This window comes from Pseudomonas sp. MWU12-2037, from assembly GCF_023242345.1.
GTDB classification, from domain to species: Bacteria; Pseudomonadota; Gammaproteobacteria; order Pseudomonadales; family Pseudomonadaceae; genus Aquipseudomonas; species Aquipseudomonas gingeri_D.
Window position 1 is genome coordinate 334,449 of the sequence record NZ_JALLIZ010000003.1, and the last position, 22,962, is coordinate 357,410.

A 22,962-nucleotide genomic window follows, 5' to 3' on the forward strand; every position below is an offset into this window, starting at 1 on the left:
GGATCGATCCTTAGGCTTGAGTTCGCCTGGCGTTGCGCACCGTTGCAAAAAATTGTTTGGAGGCGGCTTGATAGTCGTCAGTCAACCTTTTGATATCACTTCCCAAACTACGGGCGCTGCTATAGCGATCAATATCAACGATTGATTTCAATGCGGACACTGTCCGGGGGTCTTGAGTGACCGGTGAACCTTCACTGACCTTCTTGGCCAGTTGGTCGGCTTCCTCATAGGGGTCGCCGTCGGGATACAGGTTTAGAACGGAGGAAAATGCGTCGAAATCCAGTTTGTACTTCGCCATGTCTGCGGTGCCTCGTCGTGCTTGCCCTGCGGTTTTGTAGGACAAGTCCATTCTTCTGCGTTTAAAACATTGAATGGGTACATGTACTGAAAATATAGCCAAAAGCGTAACAGCGTAAAGGGCTAAACCTATTCAAGATGTTAGCTCGGCGCCTAGATTTGGTGTCCGAGATGTTAAAGTCCCCCATATATTATGTTTTCAGTGTGTTACGCCATACGTCGGGGGACAGGTCATTGCGTATCTATTGTGGCAGTTGCGGGGCCAAGGGCCGTATCGCTTCGCGGGAGCAGCTTTCGTCTGCGTTCACCAAGCTGTATTGCCAATGTCTGGACCCTGTCTGTGGTCATACGTTCGTCATGAACCTGACCTACTCCCATAGCCTGCGACCGCCGGCCGGAAGTGGCGATCAGTTGCTGTTTGACCGCCTGCGTGAGCTGCCGGCGGCCAAGCAGCGAGAGCTGTTCGATCAGTTGGGCGCTTTACCTTCCTGAAGCATGGCTCCCTTCAGCACGTTCAAGCAGTTATCGAGCCGTTGAGTCGACCAATTGAGCACGGCGGTGACACCGCTGCTTTCGTATTCATCCAGGGACCTGGCGGCGACCGTCACGCCCATACAGGTCACAACACGCGAGACTTCGCCGATGGTGTCCAATGCTTCTATTATTACTTTGCAGTCCAAGCTTGCCAAACTTATTTCTCCTTTAATAGTCGGAAGACTCCGGCATACTTTACGGACGAATAAAATAAACAGTCAAGGCTGTAGCTGAAGGGGGCTGTGGATGTGTGAGTATATTTCGATGCGACGCCTTTTCTTTTAACTGATTGTTTTTTAAGTGTAATTTGATTTTGTAAGTGTTTTTTTCTTTAGATATTGCTCTGACAAATAACTCTCTTTTTTATGTGGTCCGGTTATTCATTATTGAAAATTTGTCAGGGGAATCTGATGGTGATCTTCTTGATTTCCTTCGTGTTGGCCGTCGCGGCATTTAGCTTTCGCTTCTTCCATATGATTGGCGGATAAAATCCTACATCCTGTTTGTTATTTTCTTCGAGATTAAATGCCTAATCAGTCAACGCCCCCTGCCTTGGTTCAGCGTTTTTGACGTTCTACCAACCGTCTTTATCCGATATGCCTTCGAACCTCACCATGCCGAGCCGCCGGGTGCTCAGGGCATCGACCATGCCCACCAGGAACTCATGTCGGGGCAGTTGCACCTGGAACACGCCGAACGCCGTGTAGACCTCCAGCACATGGCTGGCGTGGTAGATGTGAAAAGCCGAGGTCACGCCGAGCTGTAACCGGGCCTGCTTTTCACGGGCCGGGCTGGCCCGGTAGATCGGCACTTGTCCGTGGTACAGGCTTTTCACCAGGCTCTCGACATCGACGGGTTGCTCACGCGCAATGAAAAAGGCGGCTGCCCTGAATACCTCGGTTACGTCATGGAGCTGGCCTACCTGTGTCGGCTGCGCGGCATAGAGGTCATTACCCTGACCGATGAGAATGAACTGGAAGAAGGCATTCTGACCAATCGCCGAAAAGGTAGCCGGGACAATATTGATGCGCTGCTTGAAGGGTCGACCTCACACCATCACGCATCACCGTAGGCAACCGCTCGTTTGATCGAGCTGGCACACGCGGTGGTTGGGTCCCTGATCAGCAGGTACGGCCCGCCGCACGCAGGAAGTGCTATCTCCATTTGCAGCCACCGTTCTCGGTGGCTGCCGTTTTTTGCAATCGGCATTCTCATAAAGCTTTGGGAGGCTGGTATAACTCGATCTTTTGAACCGGGCCGTAATCGTCCAGTAATCCCATCCCTTGATCCTTAGGCTGTACAGTGATGCCCACTCAGCACTGACACACCAGAAACAACGCAGTTGACTGAATACCTAAAAGCAGCTGTATTAACCGGACTTTCAAGGTGAGGTTATGGTCGGCCTGCTCTGCTGCGGGTCATATGGATGAGTGCTGACCTACGACTATCCAGAGAAGATCTCTCTTCGACAGCAAAGGGCAAGAAGCCCAGTTTTGGATAAAGCAGCAAGCCTGCTGTATTTTCGTTGAAGCACGAGATCTGCACCTCTGTGGCGTCATAGCGGTCGAACGCCAGGGCAGTCATCGTCTCCACGATGAAGGTCGCCACACCTCTACCTCTTGCCTCTTGCCTCTTGGGCAACGATGACATTGCCGATACAGCAAACCCCACCCGTTTCAACCCGATAAAAGTTAGCAAAGCCGACGACGCTATTCCCGGCCTCGACAATCGTCGAGTCGAATCGTTGAGTAATAGCGTTAGACAGCTGAGCTTCAGTCAGAGGGTATTGAGCTTTCGGGAACATATAAAACAGTTCCTGAGCGTTAAGGGGAAAGCTACAGATAGTTTTGATGTCATCAGCCTTCACTGGCCTGTGTTGCAATATCATCGCGCGTCCTTGAGGTCTATGCATTCGGCATTCTAGCTCACCACTATTTGCTCAAACACCTTGCCTGGTTATCGGGGCGCCCACTGATGCGGCAGCAGCTCCGCAATCTCACTTGCGCGCTGCGTCAACAGGCGCGTGAGGGCGTCCTTCAGTTGATGTCCAACATTGCGGGGTCAGATCATAAATCAGGTGGATACCATCGCCTTTGGTGTCGGGGTCAGGAAGGTGTGTTGGCCGGACGCATACACCGGGCCCTCAGTCATGACTGATATGCATCAAAACACAGTCCACTACGAAAGTAGGGCACCCGCCCAGGAAGATCTGGTCGGGCAGCTTTATGAAGAGCGCGGCCGCAGAGGGCTCGATGATTTTCCTCTTACCGAGCAAATCCAGGGAGGTGTAGACATGGATGGTCAACCACGTCCTGGGCTCGCCCCCTTGGTACCGCACCATACAAACTCAACTCCGCGCCGATTGAGCCCCCCCTTCAGATGCCTCTCACTTTTCCAACGACGCCCTGTAGTGCTCGTAAGCACCATCCGCCAGCTTGCGCAAAGCCTTGCCGATATTGGCGTAGTCATACTCATTGAGATTGGCCAGGGACAAACGCCCGCCCGGCTTCTTGGTGCCGAACCCCGTGGCCGGGAGCATAACGATCCCCGTCTCATCAGCGATCCGGAACAACAGCGTATTCGGGTCAACATTGTCATGAACCCAACGCGCAAACGCCTCACCGTACAGCTCTTCGGTGATCTGCTCGAAGTCCAGCAGCGTGTAGTACTCCACCTCGAACGCGTCCACCGGAATAGCCACCCCAAGCTCACGGTAAAGGGCGTGGTGACGCTGACGAATCAGTTTTTTCAGAACCTGCTTGTAGCTGTCGGTACTGTCGATCAGGGCAAACAACGAGAACAACACCATCTGCACTTGCTGAGGCGTCGACAGGCCGGCGGTGTGGTTCAGCGCCACTGAGCGACTATCCGCCACCAGCCGGTCGATAAACTTCAATTTCGAGGTATCGGGCACCAGCGTCTGGTAACGCAGGTTGAGCGCGGCGTGCTTATCCTCGTCATACGCGGCGATTTGCTGGTCGAGGATATTGTCCTTGTGCAGCGCAATCACCCCCAGGCGCCAACCGGTGCAACCGAAGTACTTGGAGAACGAGTACACCAGGGCCGTATTGCGTGGGCAGGTGGCAAAGAGCGAGGTGAAGTTGTCGGCAAAGGTGCCGTACACGTCATCGGTGATGATGAACAGATCCGGGCGCTGCTTTTCCACCAACTCGGCGATATAAGCCAGGCTGCGGTCATCGATGCGCACCGACGCCGGGTTGCTCGGGTTGACCACGAAGAACACCTTGATCGCCGGGTCCAGCAGCTTGTCCAGTTCGGCCTGCGGATACTGCCAGTCCAGCTCCGGTGAAGCGTCGATATGCACGACCTCCAGACCGTAATCTTCCAGCACCGGAATCTCGAAATAAGGCGTGAACGTCGGCATGCCGATCGCCACCTTATCGCCCGCGCGGATGATCTTGTTTTCCTTGAGGCTGTTGAAAATGTAGGTCATGGCCGCCGTGCCGCCTTCGACCGCGAAAATATCGAAGTCGTCCCGCGAGACGGTGCCGCCGATCATTTCCTTGACCAGATACTCACGCACCACTTTCTCGCTGATGCTCAGCATGCGCGGCGGTACCGGATAGTTGCAGCCCAGGATGCCTTCGACCATTTCATGGAGGAACGCCGGGCCGTCCAGGCCCAGTTGGTCGCGCACGTAACTGGTGATTTTCATCAGCAGATCAACACCTGGCTGGCTGGCGTTGTCGGCCAGAAAGCGGTCCATGCGCGCTTCGATGCCCTCGACTTTCGGCAAGCCGCCGATGCCATTGCCCAGGAATGAAAACGACAGCTCGGCCTCGTGGTTGGCAAACAACCCCAGTTGGCAAAACGCCTGGCGCGGCAGCGTGGCAAGAAAGTTCGGGTTGCCGCGACCGGCGTTGAGCATCAGGCGATTTTCTCGGCTGCTCGCCACCTTGATCAGTTCATCCTTGAGTTCAAAGGGGCTCAGCGCTGCGTATTGGCTGTAATCATGGGTCATGAACGGGGCCTTGTCTGACGTGCGACCCAGTGGCCGCGCGGGAATACGGAAGGGCAATCTCAGGAAAGAATGACGATCAGCACCATTCCCCAGATGGTCAGCAATGTGTTGCCGACGGCATAGGTCACGGTGTAACCCAGGGCCGGGACGTTGCTTTTAGCGGTCTCGCAGATCATCCCCAGCGCGGCGGTGGTGGTTCGCGCACCGGCGCAGCAACCCAACACCAGGGCGGGATGGAAACGAAAGACGTAGCGCGCGATAAACATCCCGAGGATCAGCGGCACCGAGGTGGCGAAGATGCCCCAGAGGAAGAGGCTCACACCCAGGGTCTGCAGGCCATGGACGAAGCCCGGCGCGGCATTGATGCCGACCACAGCAATGAAGACGTTCAAGCCCACCGAGTTCATGAACCAGACGGTGGGCTCGGGGATTCTGCCGAAGGTCGGGTGAATCGAGCGCAACCAGCCGAAGACCAGACCGGCGATCAACGCGCCACCGGCGGTGGAGAGCGTGATCGGCACGCCATGGACGGTGAACACCACAGCGCCGATCAGCGCGCCGATAAAGATCGCCAGGCCTATGAACGCCACATCCGCCATGTCGCTCTTGCGGTCGGGTTGGCCCAACTCCTTGGCAGCCGCGGAGGTGTCCGAGGTCAGCCCGGCCAGGGTGATGATGTCGCCACGGTGAATGACCGTCTTGGGCAATACCGGCAACTCGGCGGCGATTGCGCCGCGCTTGATCCGGCGAATAAACACCCCGTGGGCCCCCGGCAGGTGGGAGAGTTGCTCCAGCGTCTGGCCATCGTATTGTTTATTGGTGACAAAGATATCGACCCCTTCGACCGGCACCGCCAGCAACTCCGGGTCGTCCACCTCGGCTTCGGAATGGCCGAGCAGTTCCAGGATGTCGGCGTTCAGGCCACCCACCGCCAGGATGTCCCCGGCCATAAGGGTGGTGGCGGAAGTGAAGGTCTCGATCTTGCCCCCGCGTCGCAGCCGCTCGATAAACACTCGCTTGCCATGGGAATGCGCTTCGGCCTGGACGACACTGAGGCCGATAAATGCACTGTGCTCCGGCACCTTGTAGGCCCGCAGCACGTAGCGGTGCCAGGCCGTGCCTTCGCTGGCGATGTCCTGATGCCCGCCCATGCTCAGCTCGTAATCCTTGCAGGCCTTGACCAGGTCGATGCGCAGCAGCTTGGGCCCCAGCAACGCCAGAATCAGCGCCGAACCGACGGTACCGAAAATGTAGGTGACCGCGTAAGCCACGGGCATGGCATCGAGTTGCTGGCGGGCCTGCTCGGCGTCCAGGCCCAGCCGATTGATCGCATCGGTTGCCAGCCCCATGGAGGCGGAGATCGTCTGCGAGCCGGCGAACATCCCGGCCGTCGAGCCGAGGCCATAACCGGCGATCCAGGTGGCCAGTAACGGTGCCGCCAGGCACAGGACGCACATGACCACGGCAAACAACGCCTGTGGCAAACCATCCTTGGCGATGCCACGGACAAACTGCGGGCCCACGCCATAACCGACGGCGAACAGGAACATCAGGAAGAAGGTGCTCTTGACGTTGGGCGAGATGACAATCCCCGCCTGGCCGATGATCAGTGAGGCAATCAAGGTGGAGGTCACCGCGCCGAGGCTGAACCCCCTGAATGACTTGCCGCCAAACCAGAATCCCAAACCCAGGGACAGGAAAATCGCCATCTCCGGGTAGGCACGCAGAGTGCTTTGGAGCCAATTCACATTGCTTTCCTTAAGCTATTTGCAATAAAGGGCACGACCACCCGGGGCGCAATGGAAGGCGCGCCCCGGGTGGTCGGAGTCAGGCGGGGCTAAAGGTTGGCCGTGGTATCGGCGGCCGACAGGGCACCATGGTTGAACGTAGGCCCGGCCTCGGAATGCGGGACCGGATTTTTCTGCAGGAAGGCGATGGCCTTGTGCAGGTCATCCAGCAGCATCGCGATCAAATCCCGGCTGACACCGTGGCGTACGAGGACTCGCTGAACCACGATGTCCTGGCGATCGGACGGGAGTGGGTACGAGGCAATCTGCCAACCGCGCATGCGTACGCGTTCGGAAAGGTCATAGAGGGTGAAGCCGTGCTCGATACCGTCCTTGAGCTTGTAGCACACCGCCGGCAGACCACCGTTGCCGTCGTAGACCAATTCCAGCGGCTCGATCTTGGCGATCTCCGACGCCAGCCATTGGGCGGTGTCCGAACAGGCTTGCTGGATACGGGTATAACCCTCGCGGCCCAAACGCAGGAAGTTGTAGTACTGGGCGATGATCTCGCCACCCGGGCGACTGAAGTTCAAGGCGAACGTGGCCATATTGCCGCCCAGGTAATCCACGTAGAAGATCAGCTCTTCCGGCAAGTCGGCCTTGGCTCGCCAGATAATCCAGCCGACGCCCAGGGGCGCCAGGCCATACTTGTGGCCCGAGGCGTTGATCGACTTGACCCGCTCGATGCTGAAATCCCAGCTGAGTTCTTGCTGGATGAAGGGCGCGATAAAGCCGCCGCTTGCCGCATCGACATGGATGGGAATATCCAGTCCCAGTTCACTTTGGAGGCTGTCAAGTTCATGGGCCAGTGCCGCCACGGGTTCGTAAATACCGGTAAAGGTGACCCCCAGCGTCGCCACCACACCAATGGTGTTTTCGTCACAGAACTCACGCAAGTCTTCGGGCCGTAGACCTAGCGCGCCGTCCCGCAGGGGCACTTCGCGAATCTCTACGTCGAAGTAACGCGCGAACTTCTTCCAGCAGATCTGCACCGGGCCGCACACGAAGTTGGGTTTATCGGTCGGCAGGCCCGCGGCTTCGCGACGTTTCTTCCAGCTCCACTTCAGGGCCAGGCCGCCCAACATGGCCGCCTCACTGGAGCCCGTGGTCGAGCAGCCCACGGTTTGCCACGACTTCGGCGCGTGCCAGAGATCGGCGATGATATGCACGCAGCGGTTTTCAATTTCAGCCGTCTGCGGGTATTCATCCTTGTCGATCATGTTCTTGTCGATGGAGTCGGCCATCAACTGTTGGACTTCCGGCTCGACCCAGGTGGTGCAAAAGGTCGCCAGGTTCTGCCGGGAATTACCATCGAGCAGCAACTCATCGCGCACCAGGTTATAGGCCGTCGAGGGTGCGGTGGAGTGGTCGGGCAGTCGGTATTTGGGCAGGCGGCGCTCTGAGGCACCGCTTGAGTAGACGTCTTCAATGGAGGGGTCGCGCGTTTCTACGGTCTGGTGCAAAGCCATGAAGTAACTCCATAATCGGCAACGGAGCCAGGCAAACAGTAGGGCGTGCTTGGGCTCGGCCCGGGGCTCAATCTGACCCTCGCCGCACTGGCCGGCAATCGCCTACGGCGCCATGGCCTTGGCATCTGGCGCCATCTGCTTCATTTGAGAGGGACAGCGCCGTGACCTGAACGACGGCAGCGTTCGATGGTCTATCGCCAGCGCGCGCTGTGCTTCACAGCAACCATCAAGGAACATCCATGCCTGAGGTCATCCCCTCATTAGCGCATTTCATGATCGACGCCTTGCGGTCGACGGGGCTGGACATCGACAGTTTTTGCCAGACCGTGGACCTGGACGTGCAGGCCTTGAGCTTCGACGAGTCATGGATTCCGCGGGTCAAGCTCTACCGCCTCTATACGCTGGCCGCCGAACTGTCCCACGACCCCGACATCGGCCTGCGCGCCACCTCGCAGACCGGCCCTGGCATCTTCGATGTGGTGGGTTATGTGATGATGTCCAGCGCCACGTTGCACGCGGCGCTGGAACGGCTGGTGCACTTCGTGGCCCTGCTCGACACCTCTATCGCCATGTCCTTGCACAAGGAGGGCGGGCAGCATCGGTTCTCCTGTCACTTTCTGGACGCGAACCAGGTCCCGCGCCAATACGGCGATGCCGGCATTGCCACGATGTTCGGGCTGTGTCGAATGCTGGTCGGCCCGGCGCTTCAGTTGCGCGGAGTCGGCGTGATGCATTCGATTCCGGCGGATGTTTCGGTGTATGAGCACACATTCCATTGCCCGGTGAAGTACGGCGCAAGCTGCTATTCGATTGTGTTGGCCAACAGCGATCTGGAAAAACCGCTTTCTTCGGCGAACAAGGAGTTGGCAACCTTGCATGAACTGGTTGCCGAGATGCACCTGTCGACCCGCCGTTATTTCTCGGTACCGGGGGAAGTACGCAAGATGATTCTGGAGTCGCTGAGCGAGGGCGTCCCGCATATCGAAGACATGGCCAGGAAGCTGTGCATGAGCAAGCGTACCTTGCAACGGCTGCTGCAGAAGGCCGGTCAGCCGTATAAGGAGTTGGCCAATGAAACGCGCCGGGGCCAGGCTGAGTTTCATCTGGGTAATCTGTGCTGCACCTTGCAGGAAGCGGCGTATCGGGTAGGGTTTCGGGAACTGAGTAGCTTTTATCGTGCCTGCCACCAGTGGTTTGGCATGACACCGGGGCAGTATCGGATGCTGTTGACGTCGAAGACTCGGGATGCGAGGGAGGGTTTGTTGGGGGATGCAGTGGCTCGCGGGCTCTCGTGATTTTTGAGGAGCGCTACACACTTTTGTGACGGGCAGAAGGGCTGGAGGGTGTCCCATCGCTCCTCTTCAGACTCTCCTTTGGCCCGGTCCACTTCTCAGCGATCACTGTTCCCAGATGCCGTTCCCGCCTCGGGGCCGTTGCCGAGCAAGGGCGCGCTTTCCACTTCCAGCATCAGCAACACCATTTCCGTCAACTCGGCGTCGGACTTGCGTCCCGCATAGAGGTCATGGAGTGCTTTGGCGAACGGAATGCGCAGGTCCTGGTTATCTTCGCGGGCGGTATCGCTGTATCGCATCAGTTCACTGATGGCGCGCAGCACCGCCGCTTGCCACCGGGCGGTGGTCCTCGGACCATCGCCGGTGATTGCAATCAAGTGATCCTTCGTCAGTTGGCGAAGGGCTGGTTCCCGCAACGGCTCAAGCGGCCTTGGGTTGCGAGTGATCTTTGACATAGCGGACGATACTCAGTGTTTCCTGGCGGAACTGCTCGTAGTCGATCTGCTGGGCGTTAATAAAAGTGCTGCCCATCATGGTCACCGCGCCCATCAAGCTGGCTTCGGCAATTTCCTCGTCGCTCGCGCCAAACAAGCGCGCGGCTTCGGTATGGAACAGGGTGCAGTACTTGCAACGGGTCGCCCCGGACACCGCCAGACCAATCAACTCCTTGTACTTATTCGGGATTTTGGTATCTGCCAGCCAAAAGTCCCGGGCCACTCCCCAGAATCCGTTCGCTCCGCCTTCCGGCATCTGCTTGATCCACTCCGGTACCACACCGAGGGCCTCTTCAATTTCCCGATAAGTATCATAAATGGCCATCTGACACCTCCTGACCTCTCTGGAGACATCTGCTTCAGAGGTACATCCAGTTTAGTTCGCTGGCGGCCAGGCCCAAGCCGGCGGCAGGATGGCTCCGGCAATAAACGTTTAAACATCGTAGAAACAACAAGATGGGTTTAGATTTTTTTGGCGCAATGACGCACCGCTAGGTACCTCGGGTTATCAACCGTGGCGGGGACAAGCCACGGCGTTACCCTTTGCGCGAGCCCCACTGAAAGCACTTGGTTAATTCCGACTTTCTAAACGTCGATAATGCCAATATGATGGCTCAGGCTTCTTTGGTCGTTGGATTCGCTACCTGTAGCACCTGCATCACCATCGCCAAAACAGCTACCAGCGGCGCTACAGCCGCTCAGCGCTGAAGGACTCTTTGAATTGCTGAAGGTTAAGAAATGGACTTCACCCCCATCATCGCGCAGCTCTGGAGCACGTTTGGCTGGCTGATCCCGCTGATTCTGCTGATCGGCTTGCTCAAGTTGCCTTGGGTCAAGGGTCAGATCGGCGAACTCCTGGTGCGTCTGTTCGCCCATTGGCAACTGGATAAGCAGACCTACCGCCGTCTGCACAACGTCACCTTGAGCACACCTGACGGCACCACGCAGATCGACCATGTCTTCCTCTCGCCTTACGGTATCTTCGTGCTGGAAACGAAGAACATGAGGGGCTGGATTTTTGGCAGCGAGAACCAGCCACAGTGGACGCAAAAGCTCTACAAACGCACGTTCAAGTTCCAGAACCCACTGCGACAGAACTACAAACATCTCAAAGCTCTGGAAGCCACCCTTGGTGTTAGCGCCGCGCACCTGCACTCGGTCATCACCTTCATCGGCGGCAGCACCTTCAAGACTCAGATGCCGGCCAACGTCACCCAGGGCATTGGCTTTATCCGCTACATCAAATCATTCCAGCAGAGGGTATTCAGTGAGGCCGAAGTCGACGCCCTCATGCTGGCCCTGCAAACCAGCCGGCGCGCCCCATCCCTCGCGACCCACCGCGAACATGTACAAAACCTGAAACGCCGTAGCGACCCAAACGCCGAGCGGCAATGCCCGAAATGCGGCAACAAGCTGGTGATCCGCACCGTGAATTCTGGCACGAAGGCAGGACAGCAATTCTGGGGCTGTTCGAAATTTCCCAAGTGCAGAGTAAGGCAAGGCCTATAGTTAGCTTTCGGACATGAGCTGATAGAGTTGGGTGAAGTGGACTATCGCTGAGATCGATGGATTCGGCAAAGGCAAAAAATATTAGCTTCCTACAAAAAGGAACATACCGTTGCAAAACCACGACCCCCTAAAAAGAAATTATAAAAACCCATTAAAAAAAGCGCTTTCCGAATCAGCACTTGACAAGAGTTATAAGCTAGCACAAACCTTTGCCTTAATAGTAATACCCTTAATAATTGCAGTTGCTGGCTGGAGTGCACAGCGCTCTATTTCAGAAACCGGAATACGTAAGGATTACGTCCAAATGGCTCTAAAAATCCTACAAGAACCCCGCACGGGCGGAGATGATGATATTAGGAAGTGGGCTGTCGAAATCATTGACGTCAGTGCCCCGATTCACTTCACCTCAAAGGCCGGTGACCAATTGAGCGCCCCTGCATTTAGAATGCTGAACTCAAACAAACTTCTAACCCCCGCGCTAGAAAAAAGAGACAAATGCCCCACTGTTGAAATCACAAACCTGTCTGAAAAAGACCAAGAAAAGCTCAACACGCTTCAATCTTTATGCGAGAGAAATTATCACGACATATTCCTGATCCAGGAGTGGAACAACCTATTTACAAAAAACACACAAAAACAATAGCAAACTTACTCTCAACTCAACCAAGCTACCTCGCCCACACCAAAACTCAAACGAGTCGAGCATTTCCGCTAAACTCGAGCAACAATAAAATCCAACAATACCAGTCAAAGAGAAGAGATTTATTTCTGGCGGCGATGCTTGCCTAAGCGCAGATCCTATTTCTCACGTCACCTCCCCCGAATGCTACATCCCCAGCACGGAAAGTACCTAGGTGTTCGGTCCCGAAATGAGAGGGTGAGGATTAATTGTGAAACGGTCTGGATTTGAGTCCAGGTTTCACAGATCACCTTGAAGGGAGTACGCCATTGTAAGGCCCGCAGTTGCGGATATCGATACTGAGACCGCTGACCCAGGTCTGGACCGTCTGGTGCTCAATAAAACGACCGGCATCAACATCGGCCAAAGCTTCGTAGGTCATCCGACGGAGCTCTTCTTCGTCTATCCAAGTGGACAGGGACTGACTGGCTTTCTCGGCGACTACCATCACGGGGACTCCTGTATTGGGAAACTCAGCAGCCATCAAAAGCGGTGACTGCTGATATAGATTGCACTTCATGCTTGTCGTGAGCCTTCCGACCTACTGATCAGAGCCACAACCTGTATCTCCTATAAATCGGATGGCGGTCCAACCCGGTCTACGCCTGATGAGACGGAGACGCCCCCTCAAGCAGAGCATCCACCACCGCACGCGCCACCTCTACCGAATGCAGCATGCCCCAGAACAATGCCCGCTCGACGGGATTGGTATGCAGGCTGATCTCGTCGCCATTGAGTTCCGCCGTTTCGAGCAAACGCGAAACGTAGATCAGTGCATCCTGTGCAGTCACTCCCGCTTGAATGGCAAACAACGCGGGTTTGAACGGATCTTCGGGAATGACCGGTTTGGAGGAAGTGAACTCGAGGGTATCAAGTAAGCGGGACGTGATTGCAGGCTCCAACTCAGTTTGCTTCAAAAGATCGGAAGAAACTTTACGCAGGTATACCTCTTTGTCGGCAGTACTGGTGGCTTTGCGAGTTGACTGCAGATCAGGGTTAATTTGCTTTGTCATGATGACGCTCCTTAAACCGCTTTCGCGGTGCTGTGCGCCTGTTTTGCACCGGGTGTCCAAGCCCGTATCGCTGAACTGACAGCGACTCTTGGACAATAGTCCTGGCCTTTAGCACCTGCAATACGCCTCAATGCCCGAATCGCGTGGGAAATAAGAGTTTTTCCAGCAGGTCATTTCTCATCCAGGCTGAACCCTACTGATCTGCGCGTGCAGCACAAGAAACTACCCCGCTAGCTCGGCCATCCGGCTTTCCATCGCAGGGGAGCGCGTACAAGAAGCCGCCCATTACCTACGACAGGAAAAATTCAGATGGAGCCAGTGATACCAAAAGCCCCACAGACTCCGCTCACCCCCCGTCCCCACCGCTATAAACCCCGCGCAGAAAACTCTCCAGCGCCTGCTCTTCAACCGTCCATTGCCCATGCCCCAGATTCGCAATCAGATCCCGCTTGCGCATCCGCTCCAACCCGGCCTGTACCTGTTGCGTCGTCGGCACCAGTCCACTCGGCAGTTCATCGGCCAGGGACCGTCGATACTCATCGGCGTACAGCGACGCCCCAGTGACAATGCCCCTGAGCAGCAATTGATCCAGCGGCGGCAGGTCTTGCAGCAATGTCGTGAATTGCCCCTCATCCACCATCCCCGCCCAGACAATCTTGTCGGCTTCCTTGACCGGAATCCCTTGGGTCAGGCTCGTGGTAAACAGAGTGCGCAGATAATGCGGCGTCATGCCCCGGGCGACGTACAAACGATAGGCCTGCTCCACTTCCCAGGGTTTACCCGTGGTTTCCCGGTACAACCGGCCGAAATGCTCCGAGAACTCTCGCCCAAGATCGGGGAAATTCAGCTGCGAGCCAAACTGATAGAACGGCGCCTTGCTACGCCGGAACATGTTCGTCAGGCCATCCTGGGAAGAGCCGGTGAACACCGCGAAAACGCTGCCTTGACTGGTCGTCAGCAAGGAGCGGAGTGTGGCGGTGAAATTCTCGAAAGCCGGGCGGGTAGCCAGATGCTGCACCTCGTCGACGATCAGCAGTGCCTTGCCCTTGCCCGCGACGTTGAAACGCTCGAATAACTCATGGATGGAAGGAATCCCCACCTCTGCCAGTTCGGCTTCGGCAGAAGCCGAGTCCATTCCCAAACCGACCTTCAAACCCTTGAGCGAACGCTTTGGCCTGGTCCACCAGGTTTCAATCCGGGTCAGCAGGCTGGTTTCATGCAGCGCCTTGGCGAGTGCGGCACAGATCACCCGTTCAGGATCATCCTTGTTGGACCAGAGATCCGCGTAGGCCACCACAAAACCTTGCGCTTCGGCCATGGGCACAAGGTCGCGCAGCAGAAATTGCGTTTTACCCTTACGACGCGGGGCAAATAGCGTCGTCGCTTGCTGGAGCTGGTTCTCAAAGCCCATCAATACCTGCTGGGCAAGGACCGCGCGAGGGAAGTAGAGACGGTCAGGTGTCATGGTTATGCCTAATTATGTGAAAAAACATAATTATGATTATTGGCATAATTCCACATATTGCAAGCCCAGCAATGACACGGCCCTCCTCACGCCACCGCGAGAAGGGTCGATATCAACCATCACGTCATACCTCAGCCATCAGAAAAAACTGACCTCCTCCTCAGTGATGCGCCCCCATCGTTGTCCCCCCCACCCCATCCGGCAGCTCGATGCTCACGTTCTGCATCATCCCCTGATCCTCATGATCAAGAATGTGGCAGTGCAGCACGAACTCACCGATATAGCGCTGGTATCGAGTCCGCACATACAGGGTGTACATCCCGCTGCCATCGGTCTTGCCTTTGACGAACAGCGTGTCTTTCCACACCCCTTTCATACCGGCATATTGCGCGTCGTTCTTGTCCGTCTTGTCCACCGCACCCGGCTCACTGAGATCCACGCCATCCGGGCCAATGATTTTCTCGATCTGGAACGGGTTCACATGAATATGGAACGGATGACTGGCAAACGCCGATTGCAGGATCCAGGTTTGCGCATCCCCCAGTTTCAGATGACGATCGATCACCCCCGGCTGATAAGGCACGGCATTTTCCGCCGTAGTGCCCACGGCGAACTTGGTGTGGTCCGGATCCTTGAAATCGATCAGGAACACCAGTTTCTGTTCACCCTTGATTTCGCTGTCGACAATGCTCGGGTGCGGAATGAACTTGTCAAAGCGCAGGTCCTTTTTCAGATCCGCTACCACGGTGGCCTTGATGTCCGCCGGCATGTTGCGTTCCGCCGCCGCCAACAGTTCCTCAGTCAAGCGGGCCTTGGTGTTCGCCACTTTCGGACCCGCGCCCACATCGACAAAGCCGAGCAATTGACGACCGTTGGCCTGCTGGCTGACCCCGCCTGAAGCCGTGGAAGGTTCATCCGTCACGCAGTAACGCCCAGGCTCGGGAAAGACGATCAGCAGATCGTTGCGATACCCCGGCTGCAGGGTGATGACCTGACGGCTCTGGGCCTGTTCCATGGTCAGGCCGTCGGAGGCGATCACCTGGTATTCGACCGGCTGGCCGGTGCATTGCTCTTCGATAAAATTGGCCGACGCCAGGGCCGCGATGCCCTTGTCACTGGCCGGCTTGGCGCTGTCCTTGAGTTTGCGGAACAGCGGCCGGATGGTGTCGCGAATCCCCGCGTGGACCAGGCGCCAGCGTTCTACCTCACCGGGCCGTGCATCGTCGAAGATCGGCTGGACCAGGCCGTTGACGCTGGTGTAGCGCCCCGAGTCGGGCCAACTGGAAGGCTGCAACTGGTCGAACGACTCGACAACCCCCACCTCGCCCGGTTTGCAGGTCCAGTCCAGGGTCATCTTGTCCTTGCCATCCTTGTCCTTGACGATATTGCCGTCCTTGTCCCTCACCGGCTTGTAGCGGAATTTGTCGGCCGTGTCCCGGCATGCATAGGGGATTTGCTGGAACACCAGCAAGCGTTCCTTGAAAGACTTGCCATCAGCGCCCTTGAGCAGGGTGTCGATATCGCCGTTGGTGTCGGCCGTCGGCTTGCGATCGCCGTGGATGATCAGCGCACCGGCCATGCCGCTGGCGACCTGGATCGCGGTGGAACCATGGCGATGCGGGTGATACCAGAAGGTGCCCGCCGGGTGGTCGGCCGGGATGTTGTATTCGTACTGGAAGCTGACCCCGGGGTTGATCGACAGCAGCACGTTGTCGCTGTTACCGGTGGGGCTGACCCACAACCCGTGGGAATGCAGGTTGGTGCCGTTGAAGCAGTGCGGCACGTCCGGCCTGCTGTCGTGGGCGGTGCAGCTGGGGTCGGGGGGCAACTGGTTGTTGAGGCTGATGCGGACGGTGTCGCCCGGCGTCACGTCGATGGTGGGGGCGATAAAGGGTGCCTTGGGGTCGACACCGGTGCCGACGTAGCTACGCAACATCACCGGCACTTGCGCGCCCGTGGCCGGATCGAATATCTCGTTCTTGGTGTACTTGATGATCAGGTCCAACTGCCGCTCACGCCCGACATGGGGTTGGGGTGCCAAGGGCGTGGGAGTGGACTTGAGCATCAACGTGCCCTCCACCACCTTGGCCGTCGGTGCCTGCTGCTCCAGGGTCGGCGGGTTGTTGAACAGCCGGGAGGCTTCCACTGCCTGTGCCGTGGTGGCGGCCCCCATCACTCCCAGGGCCAGCAGCCCCAGAGCGTACGGATAAAGGGGCCTGTCCTTGCGCATTCCTGTCATGGTGTTTCTCCTGCGGAGCAACCGTGAACTTCGTGGTTTTGGCACAGGAAAGAGGCGGGGAGCAGGCGCAATGGCATAAGCATCCAACAGCTGCAATCCGTGCAGGCATAAAGCTAGTACCTTATCCACGGAACGCAATGTCTATTGGGGTTTGCGCGTTTTTTTTGCCCGAAACGTTATCGCGCCACGGGCGACGCAAAACCTTCGAATGCCTGCCGCAAGGCCTTGGCATATTCGCGGCTGCCAAGGGTCATGCTGTTGATATGGTTACCGCCCTTTATCAGCAGCAATTGTTTGGGCTGCACGGCAGCTTCATACAGGGCCTGGCTGAAGCGCGAGGGGACATAGGGATCGTCGGTGCCATGGACGATCAGCACCGGGATATCGATCTGGTTGATCTTGTCGATGGAGTCGAATTTCTCCGAGAGAATCCAGCTGACCGGCAGCGAGGTCGGGATCGCCGCCCGGGCCGCATCGCCCAGGTCGGTAAAGGTCGACTCGATGATCAAGCCCGTGGCCTTGGGCGCCGCCTTGTCGCCGGCCAGACGTTCGGCGAGGTCCACCGCCACCGCGCCGCCCAGGGAGTGGCCGTAGATATAACGTTTGTGGACATCGGGTTGCAGTTGCACCAGGCGCTTCCAGGCATTGTCCGCGTCCTGGTAGACGCTGCGTTCGGAAGGCAGGCTGCCGGGGCTGTCGCCAAAGCCGCGATAGTCGATGGCCAGTACCGAGAAACCCAGGTCGCGCAGTTGGGTGATCCGTCCGACCTGCGCCGTCAGGTTCCAGCGGGTGCCGTGCAGGTAGAGGATGGCCGGCGCATTCGCCCGGCTCGACGGCCACCACCAGGCATGCAGATAGTCGGAACCGGCCAGCCCGTCGCTGATGGGAATCCGCAGCTCCCTGACCCCCGCCGGTACGCCGCTGAACCAGCTCGCCGTGCCTGGCTGGACATTGAACAGCAGCTCGCGCTCTTTATAAGCCAGCCGCGAACACCCATAAGGCAGCCCGACGGCAAGAAAAACCGCCAGCAATCCCAGGGACAACCAGCGGCGACGGGCGATAAAGGTTCTGAGGGTCATGGCGCCCGGATCTCGCTTGCAAGGAATGCATTGGCTCACAAAGCCGACAGATTACTCGCAAGCGCGCGCACAAACAAAAACGCCCCGAACCAGTCGGGGCGTTTTTTTCAACCTGGGATCAGGTCGCTACAGCCATGTCGCTCGATCAGAACACGTTGATCGGGTAGTCGACGAACACACGTACTTCGTTACCGCCCACGTTGTACTCGCTGGATTTCTCCGAGACACGCAGGATCGAGCTACGCAGCTTCACGCTCAGGTCTTTCGCCGGGCCACTCTGGACCACGTATTTGACCTGGTTGAAGAACTCGCGCTCGGTACCACCGGTGCTGGTGGAGGTGGTGATGTTGTCGCCACGGACGTAGGCCACGTTGTAGGTCAGGCCAGGAACGCCGAAGGTGGCGAAGTCCAGACCGTAGCCCACCTGCCAGGAACGCTCGTCAGCAGCGTTGAAGTCCGACCAGTAGGAGTTCGCCAGGTTGATGGTGTTGCCACCGTCGCCAACGCGACCCTGACCTTGCTGGTAACCGCCGTACGGGTAGCCCAGCACGCTCGAACCGGTGCTGCTCTGGTGGGCGATGGTGAACGAGTGAGCGCCGAGGGCGTAGGTAGCGGCCAGGCTCCAGATCTTGTTGTCGCGACCTTGAGCGTTCTGCTCTGCGGCGTAGCCACGGTCCAGCTGGGTGCGGTAGCCGTTGAAGTCCAGGGTCAGGGACTGGTCGGACGCAATCGGGAACACGTAGTTCAGGTTCAGGTACTGCTTCTTCAGCACTTCGTCGACGTCGGAAGCGTACAAGGCGGCCTTGAACTGATCGGTGAACTGGTAGCTACCACCCAGGATGTCGATGCCTTTCAGGCCACCGCTGTCACGACCTTCGGCGCTCTTGCGCGATTCGGCGGTGAAGTGACCGGCGTTCAGTTCCAGGCCTTTGATCTCTTTGGAGGTGATCAAGGTACCGGTGTAGCTTTCCGACAGCAGGCGGGAGTTGTCGTAGTTCAGCAGCGGCAGAGCCGGCATCTGGTCACCGTAGGTCAGCACGGTGTTGGACAGGCGGAATTTCACCGCGGCGCCGCCCTGAGCCAGGTCTTTGGCCGGGTTGCGGTTGTTGTCCTGCTTGAAGAAGTCGATACCTTGCGCACCGGTCTCACCGCGACCGCCGTCCAGACGCACAGCGTACTGGCCGAAAGCATCAACACCCACACCTACGGTGCCTTGGGTGAAGCCGGACTTGAAGGTAGCGATGGCCGCTTGGCCCCATTCGATCTTGTCGTCGGCGCCGCTTTTGTAATCGCGGTTGATGTAGGCGTTACGCAGCAGGACATTCAGGTGGCTGTCGTCAACGAAACCCTTGGAGTCTGATTGGTCACTGGCCATGGCCTGGGTAGCGCCGAGGATGCCCAATGCGAGCAGGCCGATCCGTTTGTTCAACATGTTTTATTCCTTAATCTCTGGATGAAACGCCCTGCGGCTTCGAGCTGAAATGTTGTGTTGATGCTTCACGCAAAAACAAAAAGACCCGCCTGCAATGGATGCAGCGGGCCTTTTATTATTTTAAGTGTATGGCGTATAGCCACAGGCGTAGGGCGAATCCTATCCGCGACACGAGTATTGTGTCAATTTCGTGAAACACCTGAGAATAGAAGGGATTAGCGAGGCAACCTCGAAAAAAGGCATATCCGCTACCGACCGTCCTTTATCTCCGGGCGACGTCGCTTTCCCCTCATGACCTCGCCTGTTTCAGGACGAACAACCCTCCAGGCCACAGGATGGCCCCGTGGAGGCCGGGGTGGCGGGCGCCAGCGATTGACTGAGCCAGGCGACGAACGCGTCGGGTTTGCCCAGGTAAGGACCGATATCGATCAGGCTGAAACGCCCCTCCTGCTCCAGCGCCAGGGTCGGAAAACCCTGGCCGCCGACCCGGGACAACAAGGCACGGCTTTGCTTGAAATGTTCCGCCGCCACCGCATCGCTGTTCCGCTCAAAAGCGGCCTTGAACGCTTGCGCTTCAAAGCCCAGTTCGGCGGCCAACGCCAGCAGGACCTCCACATCGGCCAGGCGCTGCCCCTCGACGTAGTGCGCGGTCTGCTGGCGGCCCAGCATCTCCAGCCCGCGCCCTTGCAGTTGTTCAGCCGCGAGGACCGCACGGGTCGGCGGCGTGGAATCGAAGATCGCCGACGAGTCACGCAGCAACCCCTCGAAATAGCCCTGGCCAAACGGTTGGCCGGTGTACTCGGCAATCCGCCGGTCGTGGGGCATGACGTAGTCGCGCAGGTTAGAGGAGACGAACTGGCGGTTGTTACCGGCCATCATGCCGCCGCCATGCAAGGCCACCGGCAACACCTGACTGGCGGCCTGGATCAGCGGTTTGGCGCCGTAGCACCAGCCGCACAAGGGATCGTAGATGTAGTGAAGGACGCTCGTGGCAGCCATGGAGATCTCCCGAAGGTATCAATGAGTTCGATACCTCCAGACTAGTCGCTGGTAGCCAATCGAAAAACGCCGGAATGACTCCTGGTTTATTGCGCAAACCGGTCGAATCAACCGACCCGCCCCCCAGGGAACAGCCATAAAAAAACGCCGCTGCCCGGATCGCTCCGGCCAGCGGCGTTTTTCTGCAAAGTCCTTTTAACCCTGTAAAACCCCGAGCAAGACCTCCAATTCAGCATCGCTGAACAAGCCTGCGGGGTAACGGTCGGTAATCATCCGACGAGGATCCTGAGCACGGGTGGTACGCGTTCCATTGCTTTTCAACCACTGAGCCAGGACTTGAAGCGACTCGCTCGTCACCGACAGAGGGTGCGAAACCCGCTCACTGGCTACGTTCATCTCAGCGCTCTCCTGGTTCATGAGCGGCTAACTTACTTAAGGTTTATGACAGAACGTTGAATTGTAGAAAACGCTCCGTCATATAAACCAAGCTGATACAAGAGCTATGCCAAAGTGCCAGTTCAGCAGTCGGAAAACCAAAAAAAACCCGCAGTCTGTAAGGGCTGCGGGTTTGACAGGGGGTCGCTTAACGGTGATTGAAAAGTGCCATCATTTGTAGCAATGCCTCTTTTGTTACAACTTCACTCAACCTTTGTGTGGCGCAGGTTGTTGTTGTGTAAGGCAATGGATATTTCCGCCCCCCAGTAACAACTCACGCCCTGGCACCATCACCACCTCGTGTTGTGGAAACAGGTTCTGCAGGATTTCCTTGGCCACGCGGTCCTGCGGGTCATCGAAGCTCGGCGCGATGATGCCGCCGTTGACGATCAGGAAGTTCACGTAGGAGCCGGCCAGGCGTACCGAGGGGTTACGCTCCTGGCTGCCCGCCACCGCGTCCACTCCGGCGCATTCCTCTTCAGTGGCATACAGCGGCCCCGGAATCGGCATTTTGTGCACTGTAAAGGGGCGACCCTTGGCATCACGGCTGCTTTCCAGCACCTTCATGGCCGCCTGGCAGCGTGGGTAGTTGGGGTTTTGCGGATCGTCGCTCCAGGCCAGCAACACCTCACCCGGGCGCACGTAGCAGCAGAAGTTATCCACATGGCCGTCGGTTTCATCGTTGAACAGGCCGTCCGGCAGCCAGATCACCTTGTCCACCGCCAGGTGCTCGGCAAGCACCTGCTCGATGGCTTCGCGGGTCAGGTGCGGGTTGCGGTTGCGATTGAGCAGGCATTCCTCGGTGGTGATCACCGTGCCTTCGCCGTCGACATGGATCGAGCCGCCTTCGAGCACGAAGCCTTCGGTCTGGTAACGCGGGCAACGCTCGATTTCGAGGATCTTGCCGGCTACCTGTTCGTCGCGGTTCCACGGCGCATAGAGGCCGCCGTCGAAGCCGCCCCAGGCATTGAAGCCCCAGTTGACGCCGCGCACTTCACCCTGGTCGTTGATGACAAAGGTCGGGCCGCTGTCGCGGACCCAGGCGTCGTCGCTGGACATTTCCACCAGACGGATATTCGGCACGTCGAGGCGCGCCCGGGCGTTTTCATACTGAGCGGCGGACACCGCCACCGTTACCGGTTCGAAACGCGCAATGGCCCGGGCCACGGCGGCATGGGCGGCCTGCGCCGGCTTGCCGCCCAGGCGCCAGTTGTCCGGGCGCTCGGGCCAGATCATCCAGGCCTGGGTTTGTGGCGCCCATTCGGCGGGCATATGGAAGCCGTCGGCGCGTGGTGTGCTGTTCAAAGTGGTCATGGCGATCAGGACTCCAGGGATCCGTCGAGGGTTTTCAGTGCGCCGTACAGGTTCGGTCGGCGGTCGCGGAACGAGCCCCAGGCACTGCGTGTGTGTTCCAGTTCATCAAGGTCGAAGCTGTGGACCAGGATGCCTTCTTCGGTTTCGTTGAGTTCCTCGACCTTCTCGCCGAATTGATTGGCAATGAATGAGGAGCCGTAGAAGGTGATGTCGTAGCCGTCCTGCTCTTCGTTGCCGATGCGGTTGCTGGCGATCAGCGGCATCAGGTTGGCGCCTGCATGGCCTTGTTGCACGCGCTGCCAGTGGTCACGCGAAGAGATGCTCTTGTCGTGCGGCTCGCTGCCGATGGCGGTCGGGTAGAAGAGGATCTCCGCGCCTTGCAGGGCCATGCTGCGGGCGCACTCGGGGAACCACTGGTCCCAGCAGATGCCCACGCCGATCTTCGCGTATCGGGTGCTCCACACTTTGAAACCGGTGTCGCCCGGATTGAAGTAGTACTTCTCGTGGTAGCCAGGGCCGTCCGGGATATGGCTTTTCCGATAAATCCCGAGGTTGCTGCCGTCGGCGTCGATGATCGCGATACTGTTGAAGCGCGCGCGGCCGGCCAGTTCGAAGAAGCTGATGGGCAGCACCACTTGCAGTTCTTTGGCGACCTTCTGGAAGTGCTTGATGGCGATGTTGTCTTCCACCGGGGTCGCCAGTTGCAGGTAGTCCGGGTTCGGCTTCTGGCAGAAGTACGGGGTTTCGAACAGTTCCTGGATCAGGATGATCTGCGCACCCTTGGCGGCCGCTTCGCGCACCAGTTTCTCGGCGGTTTCGAGATTGGCTTCGAGATCCCAGGAACAGGCCATCTGGGTGGCGGCAACGGTAACGATACGACTCATGGATCATCTCCTGGGCGAATGCGGTGGGCGATTCTAGGCATCGACCGATGACAGATTGA

At 57.8% G+C, this 22,962-nt stretch carries 22 protein-coding genes and 2 pseudogenes; 5 read left to right on the plus strand and 19 right to left on the minus strand.

What is annotated here, in order from left to right; all coding sequences use genetic code 11:
- Positions 1–10: 10 nt before the first annotated feature.
- Positions 11–343, minus strand: a complete 333-nt coding sequence (locus M5B42_RS07360; RefSeq protein WP_248745412.1) for a hypothetical protein — start codon at positions 341–343, stop codon at positions 11–13.
- Positions 344–531: 188 nt separating this feature from the next.
- On the opposite strand from M5B42_RS07360, the gene M5B42_RS07365 reads away from it, so the two are divergent.
- Entirely contained in the window at positions 532–789 is a 258-nt protein-coding gene (locus M5B42_RS07365; protein ID WP_248745413.1) for an ogr/Delta-like zinc finger family protein, read from the plus strand.
- On the opposite strand, the gene M5B42_RS07370 is transcribed toward M5B42_RS07365, so the two are convergent.
- Positions 765–986, minus strand: coding sequence for a hypothetical protein (locus tag M5B42_RS07370; RefSeq protein ID WP_248745414.1), 222 nt, complete (start codon positions 984–986; stop codon positions 765–767). The genes M5B42_RS07365 and M5B42_RS07370 overlap by 25 nt on opposite strands.
- Before the next feature lie 419 nt (positions 987–1,405).
- Positions 1,406–1,666, minus strand: coding sequence for a hypothetical protein (locus M5B42_RS07375; protein ID WP_248745415.1), 261 nt, complete (start codon positions 1,664–1,666; stop codon positions 1,406–1,408).
- A 30-nt stretch (positions 1,667–1,696) separates the two neighbouring features.
- Here M5B42_RS07375 and M5B42_RS07380 point away from each other — a divergent pair.
- A pseudogene (locus M5B42_RS07380) lies at positions 1,697–1,855 on the plus strand (integrase); the annotation flags it as partial.
- 368 nt (positions 1,856–2,223) lie between these two features.
- On the opposite strand, the pseudogene M5B42_RS07385 reads toward M5B42_RS07380, so the two are convergent.
- The 4 genes and pseudogenes from M5B42_RS07385 to M5B42_RS07400 all read right to left on the minus strand — a co-directional run bounded on the left by M5B42_RS07385 (position 2,224) and on the right by M5B42_RS07400 (position 8,069).
- Positions 2,224–2,719: pseudogene (locus tag M5B42_RS07385) on the minus strand (GNAT family N-acetyltransferase).
- Positions 2,720–3,217: 498 nt separating this feature from the next.
- Positions 3,218–4,813: a bifunctional aspartate transaminase/aspartate 4-decarboxylase gene (locus M5B42_RS07390; RefSeq protein ID WP_103495392.1), complete on the minus strand. Its 1,596-nt coding sequence runs from the start codon at positions 4,811–4,813 to the stop codon at positions 3,218–3,220.
- A 59-nt stretch (positions 4,814–4,872) separates the two neighbouring features.
- Positions 4,873–6,561 (minus strand): aspartate-alanine antiporter, encoded by a 1,689-nt coding sequence (gene aspT / locus M5B42_RS07395; protein WP_103495393.1) that lies wholly within the window; start codon positions 6,559–6,561, stop codon positions 4,873–4,875.
- 89 nt (positions 6,562–6,650) lie between these two features.
- Complete coding sequence (locus M5B42_RS07400; RefSeq protein WP_248745416.1) at positions 6,651–8,069, minus strand: glutamate decarboxylase; 1,419 nt, start codon at positions 8,067–8,069, stop codon at positions 6,651–6,653.
- A 239-nt stretch (positions 8,070–8,308) separates the two neighbouring features.
- On the opposite strand from M5B42_RS07400, the gene M5B42_RS07405 reads away from it, so the two are divergent.
- Entirely contained in the window at positions 8,309–9,364 is a 1,056-nt protein-coding gene (locus M5B42_RS07405) for an AraC family transcriptional regulator (protein ID WP_248745417.1), read from the plus strand.
- A 95-nt stretch (positions 9,365–9,459) separates the two neighbouring features.
- Here M5B42_RS07405 and M5B42_RS07410 read toward each other — a convergent pair whose 3' ends face one another.
- Together M5B42_RS07410 and M5B42_RS07415 are read right to left on the minus strand one after the other, a co-directional pair.
- Positions 9,460–9,738, minus strand: coding sequence for a hypothetical protein (locus M5B42_RS07410; RefSeq protein ID WP_248745418.1), 279 nt, complete (start codon positions 9,736–9,738; stop codon positions 9,460–9,462).
- 43 nt (positions 9,739–9,781) lie between these two features.
- Positions 9,782–10,180 (minus strand): carboxymuconolactone decarboxylase family protein, encoded by a 399-nt coding sequence (locus M5B42_RS07415; protein WP_103495397.1) that lies wholly within the window; start codon positions 10,178–10,180, stop codon positions 9,782–9,784.
- 413 nt (positions 10,181–10,593) lie between these two features.
- Between M5B42_RS07415 and M5B42_RS07420 the strand changes: the two genes are divergently transcribed.
- Positions 10,594–11,364 (plus strand): NERD domain-containing protein, encoded by a 771-nt coding sequence (locus M5B42_RS07420; protein ID WP_103495398.1) that lies wholly within the window; start codon positions 10,594–10,596, stop codon positions 11,362–11,364.
- 109 nt (positions 11,365–11,473) lie between these two features.
- On the plus strand, positions 11,474–12,007 hold the full coding sequence (locus M5B42_RS07425) for a hypothetical protein (RefSeq protein WP_247263354.1): 534 nt from the start codon (positions 11,474–11,476) through the stop codon (positions 12,005–12,007).
- 283 nt (positions 12,008–12,290) lie between these two features.
- Here the strand turns inward: M5B42_RS07425 and M5B42_RS07430 are convergent, their stop codons facing one another.
- The 10 genes from M5B42_RS07430 to aguB all read right to left on the minus strand — a co-directional run bounded on the left by M5B42_RS07430 (position 12,291) and on the right by aguB (position 22,903).
- Positions 12,291–12,527: a hypothetical protein gene (locus M5B42_RS07430; RefSeq protein ID WP_247263353.1), complete on the minus strand. Its 237-nt coding sequence runs from the start codon at positions 12,525–12,527 to the stop codon at positions 12,291–12,293.
- Between the two features lie 115 nt (positions 12,528–12,642).
- On the minus strand, positions 12,643–13,056 hold the full coding sequence (locus M5B42_RS07435; RefSeq protein WP_248745419.1) for a hypothetical protein: 414 nt from the start codon (positions 13,054–13,056) through the stop codon (positions 12,643–12,645).
- A gap of 346 nt (positions 13,057–13,402) precedes the next feature.
- Entirely contained in the window at positions 13,403–14,521 is a 1,119-nt protein-coding gene (locus M5B42_RS07440; protein ID WP_248745420.1) for a hypothetical protein, read from the minus strand.
- A gap of 160 nt (positions 14,522–14,681) precedes the next feature.
- Entirely contained in the window at positions 14,682–16,760 is a 2,079-nt protein-coding gene (locus tag M5B42_RS07445) for a multicopper oxidase family protein (protein WP_103495404.1), read from the minus strand.
- 176 nt (positions 16,761–16,936) lie between these two features.
- A complete protein-coding gene (locus M5B42_RS07450; protein ID WP_103495405.1) occupies positions 16,937–17,839 on the minus strand; it encodes an alpha/beta fold hydrolase in 903 nt (300 codons plus the stop codon).
- 145 nt (positions 17,840–17,984) lie between these two features.
- On the minus strand, positions 17,985–19,271 hold the full coding sequence (locus M5B42_RS07455; RefSeq protein ID WP_248745421.1) for an OprD family porin: 1,287 nt from the start codon (positions 19,269–19,271) through the stop codon (positions 17,985–17,987).
- Between the two features lie 306 nt (positions 19,272–19,577).
- Complete coding sequence (locus M5B42_RS07460) at positions 19,578–20,270, minus strand: DsbA family protein (RefSeq protein WP_248745422.1); 693 nt, start codon at positions 20,268–20,270, stop codon at positions 19,578–19,580.
- A gap of 195 nt (positions 20,271–20,465) precedes the next feature.
- Entirely contained in the window at positions 20,466–20,666 is a 201-nt protein-coding gene (locus M5B42_RS07465; RefSeq protein WP_103495408.1) for a hypothetical protein, read from the minus strand.
- A gap of 246 nt (positions 20,667–20,912) precedes the next feature.
- Positions 20,913–22,019: an agmatine deiminase gene (aguA, locus tag M5B42_RS07470; RefSeq protein ID WP_248745423.1), complete on the minus strand. Its 1,107-nt coding sequence runs from the start codon at positions 22,017–22,019 to the stop codon at positions 20,913–20,915.
- 5 nt (positions 22,020–22,024) lie between these two features.
- A complete protein-coding gene (gene aguB / locus M5B42_RS07475) occupies positions 22,025–22,903 on the minus strand; it encodes an N-carbamoylputrescine amidase (protein WP_248745424.1) in 879 nt (292 codons plus the stop codon).
- Between the last annotated feature and the right edge of the window lie 59 nt (positions 22,904–22,962).